Genomic DNA, 17,756 nt, shown 5'->3' with positions numbered 1-17,756 from the left:
TGCGCACCTCCTGCCTCGGAACCCTAGGCAGCGGCGGGACGCCGCAACATCACCGATTGCTGCCGTCGATCCGGCAGTAGCACTGAAGTGTTTTACTAGACTCGTCTCGTGCTGGATGTACGCCGACTGCGGTTTCTCGTCGAGCTCAGCCATCGAGGCACCATCGCCGCGGTCGCCGATGCCCTGCACATGAGCCCGTCCGGGATCTCCCAGCAGCTGGCCCTGCTCGAACGCGAAGCCGGTGCGGTGCTGCTCGAGCGGGTGGGCCGCGGCGTGCGGCTGACCGACGCCGGACGCCGGCTGGCCGACCGCGGGGCAGACATCCTGGCGGCGCTCGAATCCGCCCAGGCAGAGCTGCGCTCCGGCGAGGAACCGCCGAGCGGCACCTGCCGGGTGGCGGCCTTCGGCAGCGCCGCCCGCACGTTCGTCCCGGTGCTGCTCGAATGCCAGCAGCGGTACCAGGGGCTGCGCATCGAACTGGTCGAATCCGAACCCGAAGTCGCGGTGCCCGCGCTGCTGAGCGGCGAATTCGACCTGGTGGTCAGCGAGGAGTATCCCGGCACCGACACCGAACAGCCCCGCCGCATCGACCGCGAAGTCCTCGGCGAAGACCCGCTCGAGATCATCGCAGCGACATCGCTGGTGGAGGGCCGCGACCTTCTCAAGGACGGTGGCGGTCTGCCCTGGGCGCTCGAACCCGTCGGCGCCGCTTCCCGCGCGTGGGCGGTGCAACACTGCCGCGGACTCGGGTTCAGCCCGACCGTGCAATACGAGTCCTACGACCTCGACCTGCTTCTGCTCCTGGTCCGCCACGGCGCCGCGGCCAGCGTCCTGCCGAGATTGGTGCTGCCGCCGCAACGCGAGACGCCGGCGCTGCGGCGGCTCGAGACGGGATACTCACGAACCCTGGTCTCCCTCGCCCGACGCGCCAGAGTCGGCGACCCTTCGGTGCGGGCAGTGCGGGATGCCCTGCGCGGCCACTTCGCCTAATCGGCAGTTTCAGTGACTAATGCCATGCAGTGACCGGCGCTGTTCTGCGGCGCCCGCGCCCGCGATACTTGTGCCATTGCGACGTACGAGGCAGGAGGACGCGTGACGGCACAGGTGGCGTTGACAACCGACATCGGCGAGGGACTGGGTCGGTGGAGCTTGGGTGACGATGACGCATTGCTCGAGATCGTCACGGCCGCGAACATCGCCTGCGGCTTCCACGGCGGTGACCCCGGCATCATGCGCCGCACCTGCGCGATCTCGGTCAAAAACAACGTCGCCATCGGCGCCCAGGTCAGCTACCGCGATCTGCACGGCTTCGGGCGCAGATACATCGCGGTCCCGGGGGCAGAACTGCGCGACGACCTGCTCTACCAGATGGGCGCGTTGGAGGTCTTCGCCCGAATCGCCGGCGGCAAGGTCGATTTCATCCGCGCCCACGGCGCGCTGTGGAACGTCGCCACCAAGAACACCGAGCATGCCCAGGCGATCGTCGACGCCACCCTCGAATTCAACAAGGACATCCCGTTGCTCTGCCCGGTCGGAACCGAATTGTGGCGTCTGGGCGAGGAAGCGGGCCTGCGACTGATCGCCGAAGCCTTCGTCGACCGCGCCTACACACCGGAAGGGCTGCTGCAGCCGCGGTCCGAGCCGAACGCGCTGCTTACCGATCCCGACCAGGCGGCCGCGCGGGCCGTGCAGATGGTCAAAGAAGGCCATCTCACCGCCGTCGACGGAAGCGAAGTGTCCGTGACCGCCGAGGCGCTGCTGGTGCACTGCGACACCCCCGGCGCCGTCGAGTTCGCCCGTAAGACGCGCGCGGCGCTGGAAGGCGCGGGAATCGAGGTCGTTCCCATCCGGTGACGCGCGCCGCCTCCCCACCCGTCATACGACCCTGCGGTGACGCGGCGTGGCTTCTCGACGTCGGTGACAACGACCTCGTCCATCGATGGGCCGACGCGGTGCGCGCAGCCGACCTGCCAGGCGTCTGCGATGTCGTTCCGGGACTGGAAACCCTTCTGGTGCAACTGGATCCCGACATCGCTGACGCCGGCACGGTGCGCGCGGCCATTGCCGACATTGAGCCGGCTGCCGGTGGATCGGCCGCACACGAACGGCACGTGATCGATGTGCGCTACGACGGTGAAGATCTCGCCGACATCGCGCGCTTCACCGGCCTGACCGTGGACCAGGTGGTGGCCGCACACACCAGCACCGAATGGCGGGTGGCGTTCTGCGGCTTCGCCCCCGGCTTCTCCTATCTGATCGGTGGCGACCCCCGACTGCGGGTGCCGCGGCGCGACGAGGCGCGGATCAGGGTGCCCGCGGGATCCGTCGCCTTGGCCGGCGAATTCTCGTCGATCTACCCGCGCGTCTCGCCCGGCGGATGGCAGTTGCTCGGGCACACCGACGCGGTGCTGTGGGATTCGGCCGTCGACCCGCCTGCGGTGTTGCGGCCAGGAGCGGTGGTGCAGTTCCGCGCCGTGGACCGATGACCTGATGACCTCACTGACGATCGAATCGGTCGGCGTACTTGCGCTATTGCAAGACCGCGGCCGGCGCGGCCTCGCGCATCTAGGGGTGGGCCGTTCGGGTGCCGCCGACCGCACCTCATACGACCTGGCGAACCGCCTTGTCGGCAACCAGCCCGGAGCCGCATGCATCGAAACCGTTTTCGGCCGTATCGAAATCCGGTTTGACACAACCGTTCTCGTTGCGGTCACCGGTGCTCCGGTGACGATCCGCTGCGGTGGCCGCGAGCAGGCGATCAACAGTGCGTTCACCGTATTCGCAGGCGAGACGATGGCTCTCGGCGCTGCGAGCGACGGCTTGCGCACCTACATCGCGGTCCGTGGCGGCATCGAGGGCGACCGCGTGCTCGGGTCGGCGTCATGGGACACCATGGCCCACATCGGCACGCCGCCGTTGCGCGCCGGCGACGTCTTGAAGATCGGCGACCGGTGCGCGGACTGGCCGCCCGTCGATTGCGCGCCTGTGGCAGCGTCGATGAATTCCTTACTCGAACTGCCGTTGCTGCTCGGTCCGCGCGACGACTGGTTCGCCGACGAGGCCATCGAATGCCTGGCCACTGCGCGATTCACCGTGAGCCCGGATGCCGATCGGGTGGGGATCCGGCTGGACGGTCCGCCGCTGGCGCGCCGACGGCCCGGCGAACTCGCCAGCGAGGGCGTCGTGGTCGGCGCCCTGCAGGTGCCGACCAACGGCAGACCGACGCTGTTCATGCCCGACGCCCCGGTGACCGGGGGATATCCCGTCATCGGCGTCGTGCCGCGCAGCGGCGTGGACCGCGCTGCGCAGGCGGTTCCCGGCGCTCGCATCCGGTTCAAGCCGGTTCGACCAAGCGCTGTGAACCAGTGACAAATATGTTGAGTTCAGCTGGCTATCGATGCCATAGAAACGGCCCTCGGATTGCAATAACGTGGCGCCGCACCAGCCCCTTTCGACAGGGAGGACCTATATGCCGGCGACATTCGGGCTGGCCGTGGAGAACTTCACATCGGCCCAGAAGACGCCTCGCATCGAGGAGTTGCTCACGACGGCTCGCCGGGCCGAACAACTCGGCTTCAGCTCGCTGTGGGCGTGGGACCACCTGTTCCTCGGCAGCCGACAGCCCTTCCCGCAACTGGAAGCACTGACGACGCTCGCCGTGCTGGCCAGCCACACCACGACGATCGAGCTGGGCACCGGAGTCCTGGTGCTGCCGATCCGCGACCCGGCGCTGCTGGCCAAGACCGCGGCCTCGATTCAGGCCATCTCCGGTGGCCGGCTGCGGCTCGGCGTGGCCGCGGGCTGGTACGAGCGCGAGTTCGCCGCTACCGGAACCCCATTCAAGGCCCGCGGTCGGATATTCGAACGCAACCTCGAAATCTGCATGGACCTGTGGACCAACGACGAGGTCACAGGGAGCTGGGATGACCTGTCGTTCCGCCGCGTCAAGATGCTGCCGCCGCCCCAGCCGCGACCTCAAATCCTCGTCGGCGGATACGTCGACCGGGTTCTCAAGCGGGCCGCCACACTCGGTGACGGCTGGCTGACGTACTTCTACACCCCCGAGGCCTTCGCTGCGTCGTGGGCCAAGGTCCGGCGGTTCGCCGAAGAGGCCGGCCGCGACCCGTCCGAACTGCGATCGCTCAACCAGCTGCCGATCTGCATCGGCCCCTCGAAGGAGGCCGCCAGGGCCCAAACCGGTCCCTGGCTGGCGTCCTACTTCGACACACCGGAGTGGAGCAGCGCGACGCCCGACAGCGCAATCTGCGGTACACCCGAGGACTGCGCCGAGCAGATCGCGGCCCACCTCGACGCCGGGGTGCAGGAGATCTGCTTGATCCCGCACCAATACGACCTCGAACAAGTCGAGCGGTGCGCCGCGGAGGTGATGCCCCTGCTCGGCAGCGCGGTGGGGGCGGCGTGAGCGCGCGGCTGGCCACCCAGGGCGTCGTCGCCGCACGCGCCGAGCTGGAAGCACGAGACCGGCGAGACCACGAAAAGCTCACCAGCGCACCAGAAGCCGTGCGCCGCCTGGTGGGCGACGGCGCGGTGATCGGGGTTGGCGGCACCAACCACGCCCGCACTCCCATGGCGTTGTTGATCGAGGTGCTGCGCCAGGGCCGCACCGGGCTGACGTTGGCCCGCCCGCTGTCGTGCTTCGAAGCCGAACTGTTCCTCGCCTCCGGTATGGCCGACCGCGTAATGACCAGCTGGGTCGGCATCGGCCACGGGTGGGGTCTGGCGCCGGTGCTGCGCCATCTCGTCGAAAACGGCCAGGCCACCTTCGAGGAGTGGAGCCACCTCGGCATCGGGTTGCGCTACAAGGCAGGCGCCATGGGTGTTCCGTATCTGCCGACGATCAGCATGCTCGGCTCCGACATCGACCGTCGGCTCGGCCTGGCCAAGGTCACCTGCCCCTACACCGGCCAACAGCTCAACGCGGTGCCCAGCCTCAACCCCGACGTCGCGCTGCTGCACGTGCAGCGCGCCGACGCACTGGGCAACGCCCAGATCGACGGCTATGAGCTGATGGACTCCGACCTGGCGCTGGCCGCGCGCAGCGTCATCATCTCCGCCGAGGAGATCGTCGCCACCGACGAGTTGCGCCGAGATCCCGGCCGCACCGTCATCCCGGGCTTCGCGGTCGATGCGGTGGTGCACCAACCGATGGGCGCCTATCCGCACGAGTGCTACGGGCATTACGAGGCCGACATCGCCGAGTTCTCGGCCTACATGCACGCGGTGAAATCCGGTGGGGTCGATGGCGCGCGCGCCTACGTGTCGGCGCTGGTCGCCCACCCTGACCACGACGCCTACCTCGCCTCGATCGATCCCGCGCGGCTGTCGGCGATCCGGCGAACTGCAGAGGAGATGCTGCGCCAATGATGGAATCGGCAACGAAAATAGCTGACGGTCAACGGAACTCGACTCAGCATCCCGACGCCAAGCCGGATGAGATCATGACCATCACCGCGAGCCGGCTGCTCGAGGACGGCAAAGTGCTGTTCGCGGGGATCGGCCAACCACTGGTTGCCGCGGCGGTCGCCAAGCGTCGGCAGGCTCCGCACCTGACCGTTCTGCTCGAGGGCGGAATGATCGGCGTCGAGTTGGCGCCCGGTGAGCTGCCGGCGTCGACCAACGAAGTCCGCGCCGCGATCGGTGCCCAAATGATCACCGGTGCAACGGATATCTTCCTGATGGCGCAGCGCGGCTACTTCGATTACGGGTTCATCGGTGTCGCGCAGGTGGATCAGTACGGCAACGTCAACACCAGTGTCGTGGGCGATATCGCCAAGCCGAAGGTGCGGCTGCCGGGGCCCGGCGGCGCGAACGACATCGCGTCCATGTGCAACCAGGTGGTGGTCGTCACCCAACACGAGCCGCGCCGGTTCGTCGAATGCGTCGACTTCGTGACGAGCCCCGGTTTCCTCACCGGCGGCACCAGCCGCCGCGACAGCGGGCTGCTGTACGGCGGGCCGCGCTGGGTGGTCACCGATCTGGCGCTGCTCGACTTCGCGCCCGACTCGCACCGCATGCGGCTTCGAGCGCTGCAGCCCGGCGTGACCGTCGATAAGGTGCAGGCGGCCACCGGCTTCGAGCTGCTCGTGCACGAGGACGTGGACGAGCTGGCCCCGGTGGGCGACGACGAACTCGCGTTGCTGCGCTATCTCGTCGGTGCCAGCGAAGACAACAACGAGGAGGCGGCCGGATGACCGTCGACCAGGCGATTCGCCACGGTGAACGCACACCCGCGACGTGCTTCGAATACCAGCGCGCCGAATCATGGGCCGACGCCGTCGAGCTACTCGAACTGTGGGAGGGCGAAGGCAAGATTCTGGCCGGCGGCCAGAGCCTTGTCCCGATGCTGAACCTGAGGCTGGCGTTTCCCGCCGCCCTGATCGACGTCAACCCGGTGCCTGCGGCGGACCCACGCATCGACGGCGACCAGCTATTCATCGAGGCCAACACCCGCCACCGCGTGCTGACCACCTCCGAGGTGGTTCGCAACCATGCGCCGCTGCTGGCCCATGCCGTTCAGTTCGTCGGCAATGTGCGGGTCCGCAACCGCGGCACCTTCGGCGGCTCGCTCGCCCACGCCGACCCGACCGCCGAGATCGCGTCGGTGGCCACGGCCATGGGCGGGGAGATCATCACGCTCGGGCCCGGCGGGCAGCGCACGATCCCCGTCGAGGACTTCTTCATCACCTATCTGACCACGGCGCTGGAACCCAACGAAGTCGTCACCGGCGCCAGGCTGCCGATCGCAGGCGAGGCGCGCTGGGGCTTCCATGAAGTGGTCCGCCGCTTTTCCGATTTCGCCACCGTCAGCGTCAGCGTGGTCGCGCGCCCCACCTCATCGGGCCCGCGATTACGCGTCGTTCTCGGCGGCGTCGCCGACCGGCCAATCCTGGTGGACGACAAGCTACTTGAGCCCGCGCTGTCCGACCCGGGCCATCCCGACCGGGCCCGCGAGAGTGCCGAGGCGATCGCGGCCTCACTGGACCCCGACACCGATCTGCACGCCAGCGCCGACTACCGACGCCGCCTCGTCGCGGTACACACCCGCAGGCTGCTTGAACGGGTTCTCGCCGACAACGGAGGCACCGCATGATCCGCACGCAGCTCACACTTTCCGTCAACAACCGCGAACACGAAGTCTGGGTGCGCAACGACCGCACCCTGCTCGACGTGCTGCACGACGACCTGGGCATGCCCGACGTCCGCTACGGCTGCGCCGAGGGCGTCTGCGGCACATGTACGGTGCTGCTCGACGGCGAACCCGTCAGCGCGTGCACCATGTACGCCGTCCAGGCCGAGGGCCATGAAGTTGTCACACTGCGGGGCTGGTCCGATCCTCGAGAGGACCCGCACCCGCTGCAGAAGCGATTCCTGGAGCGCGGCGCCTCGCAATGCGGGTTCTGCACCGCAGGAGTCTTGCTGACGGCAGCCACTCTCGCACAACGCAATCCGACCGCGACCCGAGACGAGATTCGCTACGAACTGGTTGGCAACCTGTGCCGTTGCACCGGCTACCAAGCCATCGTCGACGCGGTCGAGGACTACCTGCGCACACCGACCGAGCAGGCCGCCGAGAAGGGTGAAGCGCCATGACCACCGTTGAACCCGGGACGACACCCGACACCACCGAACCACCGCAGGCGCCAGCCGAATTCGACCCAGACGCCGACTCCGGACCGCTGGAACGCGAACGCAACTTCCGCGTCGTCGGCCAGTCACCGGCACACCACGACTTCGTCAACAAGGTCCGCGGCACCCTGCTGTACGCCGCCGACTGGAACCTGCCCGGCATGATCCACGGCAAGGTGGTCCGATCCGATGTCGGGCCCGCCAAGATCGTGCGCATCGACACCTCGGCCGCCGAGCGCCTCGAGGGCGTGGTGGCCGTGCTCACTGCGGCCGACGTTCCGCACAACGCGATCGTCGAACACGCCAGTGGCGGGCTCGGTGAACTGACCGTCGAGCAGCCCGTCCTCGCGCGCGACCGCGTCCGATACGTCGGCGAACCTGTCGCCGTGGTCGCCGCGGTCGACCCCGAGACCGCCGCCGAGGCCGCCGACCTCGTCGACGTCGACTACGAGCCGCTGCCCGGCGTGTACAGCGCTGAAGACGCGTTGGCCGACGACGCTCCGCTCGTGCACGACGAGGGCAATGTCCTCGTCAACTGGCGTCTCGAGCGCGGCGATCTCGAAGAGGCATTCGCCAAGGCCACCGTCGTCGTCGAAAACACCTACCGCACACAGCATGTCGAGCACGCCTATATGGAGACCGAGGCGGGCGTCGGCTGGTTGGAGAACGACGTCGTGACCCTGCGCGTCTCCACTCAGGTGATCGAGCACGCCGTCGAGATCGCCGCCATCCTCGGGCTGCGGCAGAGCCAGGTCCGCGTCATCGCCTCATACATGGGCGGCGGCTTCGGCGGCAAAGAGGACATGACGGTGGAGCCCTACCTGGCGTTGCTGGTGTGGCGGACCCGCCGCCCGGTACGGATGATCTGGTCGCGCCAGGAGTCGATCCTGGCCAGCACCAAACGCCACCCGTTCGTCATGCATTACCGCACAGCGGCCGACGGGGACGGCAGGATCCTCGCCGTCGACGCCGACATCATCGGGGACGCCGGAGCGTATCCGTGCCTGAGTGCGCGGGTGTTGTTCGCCGCGGCGGCGCTGTCCACCGGCCCGTATCGAGTGCCGGTGCTGCGCACCAGATCCCGGGCGGTGTTCACCAACAATGTGCCGACCAGCGCGTTCCGCGGTTTCGGCGCGATGCAGGTGGTGTTCGCCTACGAATCCCAGATCGATGCGGTGGCAACGGCGTTGGGCCTCGATCGAGAAGAGGTGCGCGACCGCAACTACATCGCCAAGGGTGATCTCACCGCCGCGGGCGAACCCCTCACCACCGCGGTCGCCATCGCCGAGACCCGCCGCGCTGCCCTCGAATCGCTCGGCGCGCCAAGCGAACCCAGCGGACCGAACAAGGTTGTCGGGCGCGGGTTCGCGGGGAGTATGCAGCCGTACGGCCGCACCATCTGGTTCCGCGACCACGCCTCCGCATGGGTCACGCTGCAGCCGGACGGCACGCTGCTGATCCGCAGCGGCGTGACCGATCTCGGCGCGGGCCAGGCCGCCAGTCTGTGCCAGATCGCTTCGGAGATCCTCGGTGTCGCGCTGTCGGACATCAGCGTCTACATCGGAGACACCGCGCTCAATCCGCCCGCAGGCGGAACGTTCGCCACCCGCCAGCTGTACATGTCGGGCAACGCGATCCTGCGCGCGGCGCGTAAGCTGCGCGACCAACTCACCCCCGTCGCGGCCAAGGAACTCGGCGTGCCCGAGGACGCTCTCGTCTGGGCCGACGGGATGGTGCGCAGCGAGAACGGCGAAACCGGGATGAGCCTGCCCGAGTTGGTGCGCGCCGCAAGCGAAGCCCGCGTGGACACGTCGGTGCTGACGACATGGCGGGCACGGTCGGGCGGCTTCGACCCGCAGACGGGCCAGGGCAACACGTTCCCGGACTACACCTTCGGCACACACGCCGCCGAGGTCGAGGTGGATCTGGAGACCGGCGACGTTCAGTTGCTCAAGTATGCGGCCTGCCACGACGTGGGCCGCGCCATCAACCCGATTCGGGTGCAGGGCCAGATCATCGGCGGTGCCGCGCAAGGGATCGGTTACGCGCTGATGGAGGACTGCGTCACCGACGAAGGCCACCCGTTGTCGTCGCTGTTCGCCGACTACCTGGTTCCGTCGTCGATGGACCTCCCCGACATCCAAGTCGCCGTCGTCGAGAGCGGCGAGGGCCGTGGCCCCCTCAACGCGCGTGGCATCGGCGAGCCGCCGATCGGTCCGCCTGCGGCCACCATCGCCAGCGCCGTGGAAGCCGCCATCGGTGTGCGACCCAAACAACTGCCCATCACGGCCGAACGGGTCCTGGCACTGCTCGACGAGCGGGACCGCCGGCAGAGCAAGAAGGAACAGCCATGAAGCTTGCGCATCGAACCGAGGTCAACGCCAGCCCCGACGTCGTGTGGACCTTCCTGCAGGACACCCCCGCGGTGGTCGAATGCATGCCCGGCGCCGAGCTTGTCGACGATCTCGGCGGCGACCGGTATGAGGGCGTGCTGCACGTCGCGTTCGGACCGCTGAAGATGAACTACGTCGGCAGGGCCGCAGTGGTGGAACGTGACGCGGGTGAGCACCGCATCGTGATCGACGCCAGCGGCCGCGACCGGCGCGGGTCCGGCTCGGTGCAGGCTCACGTCCGGGTTCAGGTCGCCCCAGCCGAATCGGGCAGCCGCATCGACGTCGTCTCCGACCTCGACCTCACCGGCCGCATCGCCTCGCTGGGACGCGGCATCCGTGACGTCTCCAACCAGATGTTCGGGCAATTCGCCGACGAGCTCGTATCCAGAATCGAGGGCCCCACCCGCGAACCTCTGCGCGCGGCACCGAGCCCGAATGGCGCCACAGCCACCATGATTCGGCCGCAGCGACCGGCCGACGCGGGCAGTGAGATCAAGGTGCTCCCGCTGGTGTGGGCCGTCACCCGGCAGCGCATCGCAGACTTCCTGGAACGGCTCAGCGTGCGGGTGCGGCCCAACTGAGGCCGCGGCTCACTTCGGGCGGCGCGCGAGATTGCGCTGCATCTCGGTGATCTGCAGCGCGACGCCCACCTGGATGGCGACCTGCGTGCTGGTGCTGAACGGGCCGAGCAGCCGCTCAAGCTTGGCCAGCCGGTAGCGCAGCGTGTTGTAGTGGTAATGCAGGTGCCGCGCCGCCTCGGCCATGTTCATGTTGTGTTCGATGAGCGTCTCCAGTGTGCGGAACATCTCCGATCGCTCGGGGTCGCTGAGCCGCATCAGCGGCCCCAACGTCTCTTCGGCATAGGTGCGCAGTTCCTCGTCGCGCACCTGAGCCAGCAATCTGAACAGCCCGAGTTCGCCGTACGCGGTGACCGCGCTGGTTCCCGACACCCGATGCCCGAGCCGCAGCGCGGTGCGCGCCTCCTGGTAGGCGATCGAAATCCCCGTCTGGCCACGGTATTTGCGGCTCACGCCGATGGCGTACTCGGCGCGGGTGAACTGGGCGACCTCCGCCTGCACAGAGCGCGCGATGGCGAGCGCATCACCGTCGGCGCCGATCACCGCGACCAGTTCGGCGCCGAGACCCGCCGCGGCGGCGTCTCTGTCCCTGCTGCGCACCGCCGACGTCCAGAACTCGATGGCGCGGTCGTCGGCCAACCGCGATTGGCGCTTGCTCAGCGGCATCTCGTCGCCGGGGCTTTCCTTACGTCCGACGAGAACGACGATGTCGCGGTCCAGCCGCCAGCCGAAGCCGGAGCTCAGCGGGGTGTGCTCGCGTGGCTCGAATTCGCTTCCGGTGATCAGCTCGAACAACGCGTTCGAGGCAAACCGCCGCTCCACGGCGCCGACAGCCAGATCGCGGGTCACCTCCAGCGCGGCCACGACCGCCGCCTGTTCGACAGCCGCCACCCCGAATTCGCCGAAGGGCCTTGCTGATTCGACGGCGACGACGAAACCGTGGTGTAGCCGGCCGGCGCGGATCTCGCGCCACGCCCAACTCTTCCGCGTGCGCTGGTCGGTGCGCACGCCCGCACCCCGTAGGCGCGCGGCGTCGATCGTGCCGGAGGTGAGCAGGTGCAGTTCGGCCAACGGCGCCTGGTCGCCTGCGATCGCCAGGACACCGCCCTGCCGGTCGGTGATCGCCACGCTGGCGTCGCCGAGCAGCGCGGACAGCTTGCGTGCCAATTCGGCCAGGCCGCCGCCGGAGAGGGTGATGTCGAGGAAGGAATTGTGGATCTCCTGGGCCCTCTCCAATGCCGCTGCCTGCCGGTTCACGATCGCGGCGAACGCCCGGCTCAAGATGTCGTCGAAGCGGATGTGCTCGGGGATGACCACGAGCGGAAGGCCGAGCTGGTCGGCGACATCGATCATCTTCGGGGTGAGCTCGGGCATATACCGATCGAGCTTGATGCCGATGCCTGCAAGGCCCAGCCGGTGCAGGTCGGCGAGCAGCGTGCCCTGTTCCTCGACGTCGCGGGGCAGGGGATAGCCGGTGGCCAGCAGGAACTCGTCGTGTCGGACCCACCGGCCGATGTCGGGCACCGTCATCACGTTGACGGCGTTGATCGAGCGCCCGATGCCTGCGCGGCCTGCGACCAGCTGGGCGCCGTCGAGCACCTCGTCGTCGAGGAGCTCGGCCAGCGTCAAGGTCTGAGAACTGCTTGTGGCGGCCGCCGGGTCGCGCTGGTCCATCACTCTGAGATTAGCCACGAGTGACAAAAACGGCTCGGCGAACGCGGGGGACTATCTCTCGAGCGCCGATCGAGGCGCGAACCGGGGCCGCGAGATGAGGTACACGATGGCCGCGACGATGCCGGACACGAAGTAGCTCAGGTCCGCACCGCCCAGGGCCGCGCCGACTGGTCCGGTGTAGAAATCGTTGGCCATGAACGGAATCGAGACGACGACGCCGACGACCAACGCGATCAGCCCGGCCATGTTGACGCGTCCGAACACACCGTTCGGTGTGTAGAAGTTGTCGAACGACTCGATCTTGCGGCCCGCCCGCTGGACGACGTAGTAGTCGATCAGCAGGACCGCCACCCACGGCGTGATGTAGTACGACAGCACGTGCAGGAAGAGCAGGAAGTTGGCCTGGAACTGGTCGCCGCCGAAGACGATCGCGATCACCAGGCCGACGACGCCGGCGATCGTCACCGTCACCCACTGCGGCAGCTTCACGTCGCAGGTCAGCGCGTTCATTGCGCCGCTGTACAGGTTGACCGAGTTGTGCGGGATCGCCGAGAGGCCCAAAGTCAGCAGCACGATATAGCGCAGCCATTCGGGAAGCGCGACACCGAATGCGTCGATGACGTCGCCGTCCGGCATCAACGTGATCAGGCCTGCGCCGAGGCACATCATCCACGTGCACGAGGCGAACAGGCCGGCCGTGGCGGCGGCGAAGACCGACAGCGGCTTGGTGTTCTCGGGCAGGTAGCGCGAGTAGTCCGACGCGTACGGCGCCCAGCTGGCCGTGTAGCCGAACACCGCGGTGAACAGCACCGACCACGACAGCCAGTAGTCGGTGCCGGTGGCGGTGGCTTCGACGCCGGGTCCCCCGCCGTGGAAGAGCAGGACCACCGAGACGACGGTGAGCACAACGATGCTCACGTTGGTGATGAGCTTGCCCATCGCATGCAGGATCTTGTAGCCGAAGATCCCGATGAGGATGCTGGCCGCCGCCACCACCACCACGGTGGGGAGATAGGCGACGTTGAACAGATCGGCCAGCGACTTGGCGCCGAGCACGGTGCCGACGCTGTAGTAGCCGATGCACATCAGCAGCGTGAGGAGCGCAGGCACGAAGTTTCCGAAATACCCGAAAGGCGCCCTGCCCATCGGCACTTGCGGCATGCCGAGCCGCGGCCCCATCACCGCGCACAATCCGGTGACGATCGACCCGAGGATGTTCGCCAGGACGATGGCCGTCACGCTGCCGGTGAAGCCGAGCCCGAGCGGACCGCCGCTGGCGCCGAGGTAGATCCCGGCCAGGTAGATCACCGGCGCGAACCGCACGGTGAACTGGTTTCGAGGGTGGCCGTAGCGCTGGCCGGCCGGGACATGCGCGATGCCCCGCCGTTCAAGCGTCAAAGTGCCGTCCGAGGGTTTCGCCGTTGAAGACCGATCGACAGACGTGGCCTTGGTGCTGGTGTCGCTGGTGTCGCTCATGCGATTCCCCATTTCCTCAGAGCAGGAGGAGGTGCGATTGGCGAACAACGCTAGGTTCGGGCGTCGCGACTGCACAGATAACCAGCAGCCAACACGGGCGGCGTGACTTTGGCAGGAGATGACAAGCCGGTGGATACCACCTTGACCGGCCGTGTCGCGCCTCCTTACGCTCGATTATCGATAATCAATTCCTGCTGAGCCAAAGGGGCCAGGATGGTCAACGTAAGAAACGTCAGAGGCGGAACGGGACTGGACCCCATCAGCGCCGAAGTCGACGAAGTTCTCGACGCGATCTTCGAGAACGCAAGGCGCACAAGCGAAGACTTCTTCGCCGCCTTCGCGAAGGACCCGCAACCGATCATCCTGGCGGAGTGGCTGGCCACGCGGGCCTGGCGCGAGATCGACTACGTGTTTTTGCTGAACGAGGAGATCCGCCGGTACGGGCTGCTCTTCGAACGCAAGCACATCACGCTGTTGGCCAAGCAGGCGTTCCAGGAGGCCGAGCACTACGAGGCCGTGAGCAACGCGGTCGAATCGCTGGGCGGCACCGCGCCTACGTCCGTGCCGGCCGACTCGATGCGATGGAGCGAGTTCCTCTGGGAATGCCTCGACCGCCATCCGCTCGCGGCGGTCGCTGCGTGGAATGCGTCGGAGACGTCGGCGACGGGAAGCCTCGAGCCGACGTTCGTCGCCGGCGAGCGTCACGGCTTCGACGAGGTGGTCCGTGTGCACCGCAAGATCGCCGTCGACGAGAAGTTCCACGTCGGGCTCGGCCGTCAGATCCTTGCCCGGTACGCCGAGACCGACGACGACCGCAACGAGATCCTGCGCGCCATGCGCGGCATGCACGACATCGCCGTCGACATGTTCTCTCCGCAGTCGGCCACCCGGCTTCTCGCGACCTAGCGGCAGCACGGCAACGTGCAACTGCGCCTTGAGATTTCGGCTACCCATCGGCAAGCCGACGGTGTGATTATCCTCGAACTCCGATCGGTCGACGGATCCAGCCTGCCCGCATGGACACCCGGTGCCCACATCGAGATCGAACTGGCACCCGGGATGCTTCGCCACTACTCGCTGTGCGGCGACCCGGCCGACCGCGACACTTGGCGAATCGCTGTGCTGCGCGAGTCGGCCGGCAGGGGTGGCTCACGCCTGATCCATGAGGATCTGCGCCCCGGCGACGTCCTCCCAATCACCGCGCTGCGCAACAATTTTGAACTGGCTGATGCGACCCGCTATCTGTTCATCGCCGGTGGCATCGGCATCACGCCCATCCTGCCGATGGTCCGCGACGTGGCCCACCGCGGCAGACCGTGGACGCTCGTATACGGCGGGCGAACGCGCGCATCGATGGCGTTCATCGGTGAGCTACGCGCGATGACCGGCGGCGACCTGCACATCGTCCCCGAAGACGAGCACGGCCTGCTAGACCTCGACGGCTATCTCGGTACGCCGTCAGCCGACACGGCCGTGTACTGCTGCGGGCCCGGTCCGTTGATCGATGCCGTCGAGCAGCGCTGCGCCAACTGGCCTGCGGGTGCGCTGCATGTGGAGCGCTTCACGCCGAAGGCGGCGGCGGCCACCTGCGCGGACGGCGAGTTCGACGTGCAACTGGCCCGGTCGGGGACGTGCCTGCGGGTTCCGGCCGACAAGTCGCTGCTGGAAGTGCTCGAAGAGGCCGGCTTCGAGATCGACAATTCGTGCCGTGCCGGCATCTGCGGCACCTGCGAACTGGCGGTGGTCGACGGGATTCCGGAGCACAACGACGATGTCCTGACCGACGCTGAGCGGGACTCCAACGAGCTGCTGTTGCCCTGTGTCTCCCGGTCGAAAAGCGCCGTGCTGGTGGTCGATCTGTAGTCACCGTGTTGATTCACAGCGGAGTTGCCCAAGCCGGCGCCGGCGGTCCGTATCTTCGTATCATGCCGTCGGATCACCCGCCGCTCGTCGGCCTGACGCTCAGCCAGCAGATCCGAGACACGCTCGTGCGCCAGATCGTGTCGGGCGAACTGGCGCCCGGCGAACGACTGGTGGAGACCAAGGTCGCCGCGCTCTTCGGCACCAGCCAGGCCCCCGTCAGGGAGGCGCTGCGCGAGTTGGAGACCTACGGACTCGTCGAGATCAGGCCTCGACGTGGCACATTCGTGCGGTCGTTCGTTCGGGAGACGCTGCGTGAGAGCTACGTGTTGCGTGCTGCACTCGAGGAGACCGCGACGCGGCTCGTCCTGCTCGCAGGCAATGTTCCCGTCGATCAGTTGGCCGATGATGTGAAGCGCATGCAGCGCGCGGCGCGAAAGAACGACGTCGAGACAGTCGGCGCGGAGACCGTTGCGTTTCACCGCCATATCGTCGAGGCGGCCGGAAACGAACTCATCAGGCGCACATGGGAGAACCTGCACATCGAGGCGCGCACCTCGGTGACGATGATGGCGACGACGCCGGACCTCGCCGGCATCGCCAAAGACCATCAGGCACTGCTGGATTCGCTGCTCGAAGGCGGCGTCGACGCGGCCTGTGAGCAAGCACGGCAACATCAGTGGAACTACGCCGAGATCGCCAACGACATGTCTTCCGAGTAGTCGGTTCAGTCAGCGCGCAGGCCGGTGATCGCGAAATCCTCGACCTCCGCGACGTGTCCGCCCGTCCATACCACCAACGTCACCGCGCCCGGTTGCGGCCTGTCTGAAAGCTCTAATGTCGTCGACCACTCGCTGGCCGAACCGCCCGCCGCCAGACAGCAGTACGTTCCCAGCGCATCCGGCTGTGTGCTCTGTTTGGCCTGCAGGTGCAAACTTTCGTCCACACCGGTTACGGTGCCGCCTGCGTCGATCGCGATCCCGGCCAGGTGGCCGTACGGCGGCGTGGACAGCGTGAGGGTGTCGTCGACACTGCCGACCACTTCCCACGGGGCATCTTCGGCAGCGCCGAAGCGGACCAGGTGAAGCGTTGCGGCGGTGGTGTTTTCGCCGTTTGGCAACGGGTAGCCGACGCCCACCCACGCCTCGTCGGCTTCCTCGGTGAATGAGGTGGTCCGGTCGATCTCAAAGAACCCGAGAAAGTCGCGGGTGAACCGCAACGCGGTGGCCTGCGGGTCGGCATGCCACTGCTCATCCCCGGCGCCGTCCCGCAGCCAGCGATCCGCCTCGTCTTGCGAGGCGAACGGCCACAGCGGCTGGTACGTAGCGCCGTCCGCCGTCACGACATCGGCTCGTGACATAGGTGCGAACAGCCCTGCGGTCAACGCTGCGCTGAGGACGAGAGCGCTCAGTATGGCGCGTGGCGACGACATCTCTTCATGGTGGACCACCGCCTACGCCTGGTGAAGGACGGCGGTTCGTCAGCTTCGGGCCGTGACAAGGTCGTCGTGATTGGCGCTGGGCCGCAGGGTGTTTCCGCGGCGGCGCCGAGCCGCATCGTCGGCGGCGCGCTGCTGGCGGGCGTCCTCGCGCTGGATTCGGCGGTCGAGCGCGCGGCGCGTGCGCTTGCTCAGTGACTGGCGCTTGGCGACGAGCAGTTCCTGCTGCAGCCAGCTGAGGCCGTCGAGATCGCCGTCGGCGTCATGGGTGGCGACGACGACCGACCCGCGGAGCACCGGCACGTTCTTGGCGGAGAATTTCGAGGTCGCCAGCAACAGTTCGGTGGCGAGGCGGTTGGCGCGGCGTTGACATCCGCGCGGCGACGGACTGAACCAGTAATCGAACTGCTGGTCGGAGCTGGTCAGGCACTGCAGCCCGTGATCGTGAATCAAGTCGGCCAGATCGGCGGTGCTGTAGGCGCGGGTCTCATATGCGGCGCCGCTGGGGGTGAGGTAGAGGACTGTGTTCATGATGGATTCCCATTCGTCTCTTTCTTCGAGGGCGAGGGCGATGCGGCCGCACCGTCCTGTTACTGAAGTTACCCATGTGACAATTGTGACAAACCTTGATAACGATCCAGTGACGAAAGAAATTCCACGCGACCTCCCGCACCCGCATTTGTGCGTCTG

18 protein-coding genes are annotated in these 17,756 nt (G+C 67.5%); 14 read left to right on the top strand and 4 right to left on the bottom strand.

Annotated features, from left to right (window positions below):
- The first annotated feature begins 108 nt into the window (after positions 1-108).
- The 11 genes from CQY20_RS12820 (at position 109) to CQY20_RS12770 (ending at position 10,621) form a co-directional block, all read left to right on the top strand.
- A complete protein-coding gene (locus CQY20_RS12820) occupies positions 109-990 on the top strand; it encodes a LysR family transcriptional regulator (RefSeq protein ID WP_097940458.1) in 882 nt (293 codons plus the stop codon).
- A gap of 102 nt (positions 991-1,092) precedes the next feature.
- Positions 1,093-1,854: a LamB/YcsF family protein gene (locus tag CQY20_RS12815; RefSeq protein WP_207767268.1), complete on the top strand. Its 762-nt coding sequence runs from the start codon at positions 1,093-1,095 to the stop codon at positions 1,852-1,854.
- Positions 1,851-2,486 (top strand): 5-oxoprolinase subunit B family protein, encoded by a 636-nt coding sequence (locus tag CQY20_RS12810; protein ID WP_097940457.1) that lies wholly within the window; start codon positions 1,851-1,853, stop codon positions 2,484-2,486. The genes CQY20_RS12815 and CQY20_RS12810 overlap by 4 nt, the downstream gene beginning before the upstream one ends.
- 4 nt (positions 2,487-2,490) lie before the next feature.
- Positions 2,491-3,369 (top strand): 5-oxoprolinase subunit C family protein, encoded by an 879-nt coding sequence (locus CQY20_RS12805; RefSeq protein WP_097940456.1) that lies wholly within the window; start codon positions 2,491-2,493, stop codon positions 3,367-3,369.
- A gap of 100 nt (positions 3,370-3,469) precedes the next feature.
- Positions 3,470-4,423: an LLM class flavin-dependent oxidoreductase gene (locus CQY20_RS12800; protein ID WP_097940455.1), complete on the top strand. Its 954-nt coding sequence runs from the start codon at positions 3,470-3,472 to the stop codon at positions 4,421-4,423.
- The gene (locus CQY20_RS12795; RefSeq protein WP_207767267.1) at positions 4,420-5,385 is read left to right on the top strand and encodes a CoA transferase subunit A; all 966 of its coding nucleotides are present in this window, start codon (positions 4,420-4,422) and stop codon (positions 5,383-5,385) included. The genes CQY20_RS12800 and CQY20_RS12795 overlap by 4 nt, the downstream gene beginning before the upstream one ends.
- Before the next feature lie 74 nt (positions 5,386-5,459).
- Positions 5,460-6,212, top strand: a complete 753-nt coding sequence (locus CQY20_RS12790; RefSeq protein ID WP_097940495.1) for a CoA-transferase subunit beta — start codon at positions 5,460-5,462, stop codon at positions 6,210-6,212.
- On the top strand, positions 6,209-7,111 hold the full coding sequence (locus CQY20_RS12785; RefSeq protein WP_097940454.1) for an FAD binding domain-containing protein: 903 nt from the start codon (positions 6,209-6,211) through the stop codon (positions 7,109-7,111). Before CQY20_RS12790 ends, CQY20_RS12785 begins: the two co-directional genes overlap by 4 nt.
- Positions 7,108-7,611, top strand: a complete 504-nt coding sequence (locus CQY20_RS12780; protein ID WP_097940453.1) for a (2Fe-2S)-binding protein — start codon at positions 7,108-7,110, stop codon at positions 7,609-7,611. Before CQY20_RS12785 ends, CQY20_RS12780 begins: the two co-directional genes overlap by 4 nt.
- Complete coding sequence (locus CQY20_RS12775) at positions 7,608-10,001, top strand: xanthine dehydrogenase family protein molybdopterin-binding subunit (RefSeq protein WP_097940452.1); 2,394 nt, start codon at positions 7,608-7,610, stop codon at positions 9,999-10,001. Before CQY20_RS12780 ends, CQY20_RS12775 begins: the two co-directional genes overlap by 4 nt.
- On the top strand, positions 9,998-10,621 hold the full coding sequence (locus tag CQY20_RS12770; RefSeq protein ID WP_097940451.1) for an SRPBCC family protein: 624 nt from the start codon (positions 9,998-10,000) through the stop codon (positions 10,619-10,621). Before CQY20_RS12775 ends, CQY20_RS12770 begins: the two co-directional genes overlap by 4 nt.
- 9 nt (positions 10,622-10,630) lie before the next feature.
- Here CQY20_RS12770 and CQY20_RS12765 read toward each other — a convergent pair whose 3' ends face one another.
- Both CQY20_RS12765 and CQY20_RS12760 read right to left on the bottom strand, forming a co-directional pair.
- Positions 10,631-12,292 carry a PucR family transcriptional regulator gene (locus CQY20_RS12765; protein WP_097940450.1) on the bottom strand — a complete coding sequence of 554 codons (1,662 nt, stop codon included), beginning with the start codon at positions 12,290-12,292 and terminating at the stop codon, positions 10,631-10,633.
- Between the two features lie 51 nt (positions 12,293-12,343).
- Positions 12,344-13,768 carry a purine-cytosine permease family protein gene (locus tag CQY20_RS12760; protein ID WP_163701083.1) on the bottom strand — a complete coding sequence of 475 codons (1,425 nt, stop codon included), beginning with the start codon at positions 13,766-13,768 and terminating at the stop codon, positions 12,344-12,346.
- Positions 13,769-13,981: 213 nt separating this feature from the next.
- Here CQY20_RS12760 and CQY20_RS12755 point away from each other — a divergent pair, with 213 nt between their 5' ends.
- The 3 genes from CQY20_RS12755 (at position 13,982) to CQY20_RS12745 (ending at position 16,350) form a co-directional block, all read left to right on the top strand.
- Positions 13,982-14,674: a hypothetical protein gene (locus CQY20_RS12755; RefSeq protein WP_097940448.1), complete on the top strand. Its 693-nt coding sequence runs from the start codon at positions 13,982-13,984 to the stop codon at positions 14,672-14,674.
- 15 nt (positions 14,675-14,689) lie between these two features.
- Positions 14,690-15,631, top strand: coding sequence for a PDR/VanB family oxidoreductase (locus tag CQY20_RS12750; RefSeq protein WP_234816226.1), 942 nt, complete (start codon positions 14,690-14,692; stop codon positions 15,629-15,631).
- Between the two features lie 62 nt (positions 15,632-15,693).
- Positions 15,694-16,350, top strand: coding sequence for a GntR family transcriptional regulator (locus CQY20_RS12745; RefSeq protein ID WP_133119068.1), 657 nt, complete (start codon positions 15,694-15,696; stop codon positions 16,348-16,350).
- 5 nt (positions 16,351-16,355) lie between these two features.
- On the opposite strand, the gene CQY20_RS12740 is transcribed toward CQY20_RS12745, so the two are convergent.
- Complete coding sequence (locus CQY20_RS12740; RefSeq protein ID WP_097940445.1) at positions 16,356-17,060, bottom strand: hypothetical protein; 705 nt, start codon at positions 17,058-17,060, stop codon at positions 16,356-16,358.
- 48 nt (positions 17,061-17,108) lie between these two features.
- Positions 17,109-17,597: a hypothetical protein gene (locus CQY20_RS12735; RefSeq protein ID WP_174814707.1), complete on the bottom strand. Its 489-nt coding sequence runs from the start codon at positions 17,595-17,597 to the stop codon at positions 17,109-17,111.
- Positions 17,598-17,756 lie beyond the last annotated feature (159 nt).

The organism is Mycolicibacterium agri (genome assembly GCF_002553505.1).
GTDB lineage: Bacteria > Actinomycetota > Actinomycetes > Mycobacteriales > Mycobacteriaceae > Mycobacterium > Mycobacterium agri.
This window is presented reverse-complemented; position numbering and strand designations above follow the sequence as displayed.

What these genes read in the sequence shown, in the direction of transcription:
- CQY20_RS12805 (WP_097940456.1), top strand. Translation starts at nt 2,491, where the DNA reads ATGACCTCACTGACGATCGAATCGGTCGGCGTACTTGCGCTATTGCAA.
- CQY20_RS12800 (WP_097940455.1), top strand. Translation starts at nt 3,470, where the DNA reads ATGCCGGCGACATTCGGGCTGGCCGTGGAGAACTTCACATCGGCCCAG.
- CQY20_RS12790 (WP_097940495.1), top strand. Translation starts at nt 5,460, where the DNA reads ATGACCATCACCGCGAGCCGGCTGCTCGAGGACGGCAAAGTGCTGTTC.
- CQY20_RS12785 (WP_097940454.1), top strand. Translation starts at nt 6,209, where the DNA reads ATGACCGTCGACCAGGCGATTCGCCACGGTGAACGCACACCCGCGACG.
- CQY20_RS12780 (WP_097940453.1), top strand. Translation starts at nt 7,108, where the DNA reads ATGATCCGCACGCAGCTCACACTTTCCGTCAACAACCGCGAACACGAA.
- CQY20_RS12775 (WP_097940452.1), top strand. Translation starts at nt 7,608, where the DNA reads ATGACCACCGTTGAACCCGGGACGACACCCGACACCACCGAACCACCG.
- CQY20_RS12770 (WP_097940451.1), top strand. Translation starts at nt 9,998, where the DNA reads ATGAAGCTTGCGCATCGAACCGAGGTCAACGCCAGCCCCGACGTCGTG.
- CQY20_RS12765 (WP_097940450.1), bottom strand. Translation starts at nt 12,292, where the DNA reads ATGGACCAGCGCGACCCGGCGGCCGCCACAAGCAGTTCTCAGACCTTG.
- CQY20_RS12760 (WP_163701083.1), bottom strand. Translation starts at nt 13,768, where the DNA reads ATGAGCGACACCAGCGACACCAGCACCAAGGCCACGTCTGTCGATCGG.
- CQY20_RS12755 (WP_097940448.1), top strand. Translation starts at nt 13,982, where the DNA reads ATGGTCAACGTAAGAAACGTCAGAGGCGGAACGGGACTGGACCCCATC.
- CQY20_RS12745 (WP_133119068.1), top strand. Translation starts at nt 15,694, where the DNA reads ATGCCGTCGGATCACCCGCCGCTCGTCGGCCTGACGCTCAGCCAGCAG.
- CQY20_RS12740 (WP_097940445.1), bottom strand. Translation starts at nt 17,060, where the DNA reads ATGTCGTCGCCACGCGCCATACTGAGCGCTCTCGTCCTCAGCGCAGCG.
- CQY20_RS12735 (WP_174814707.1), bottom strand. Translation starts at nt 17,597, where the DNA reads ATGAACACAGTCCTCTACCTCACCCCCAGCGGCGCCGCATATGAGACC.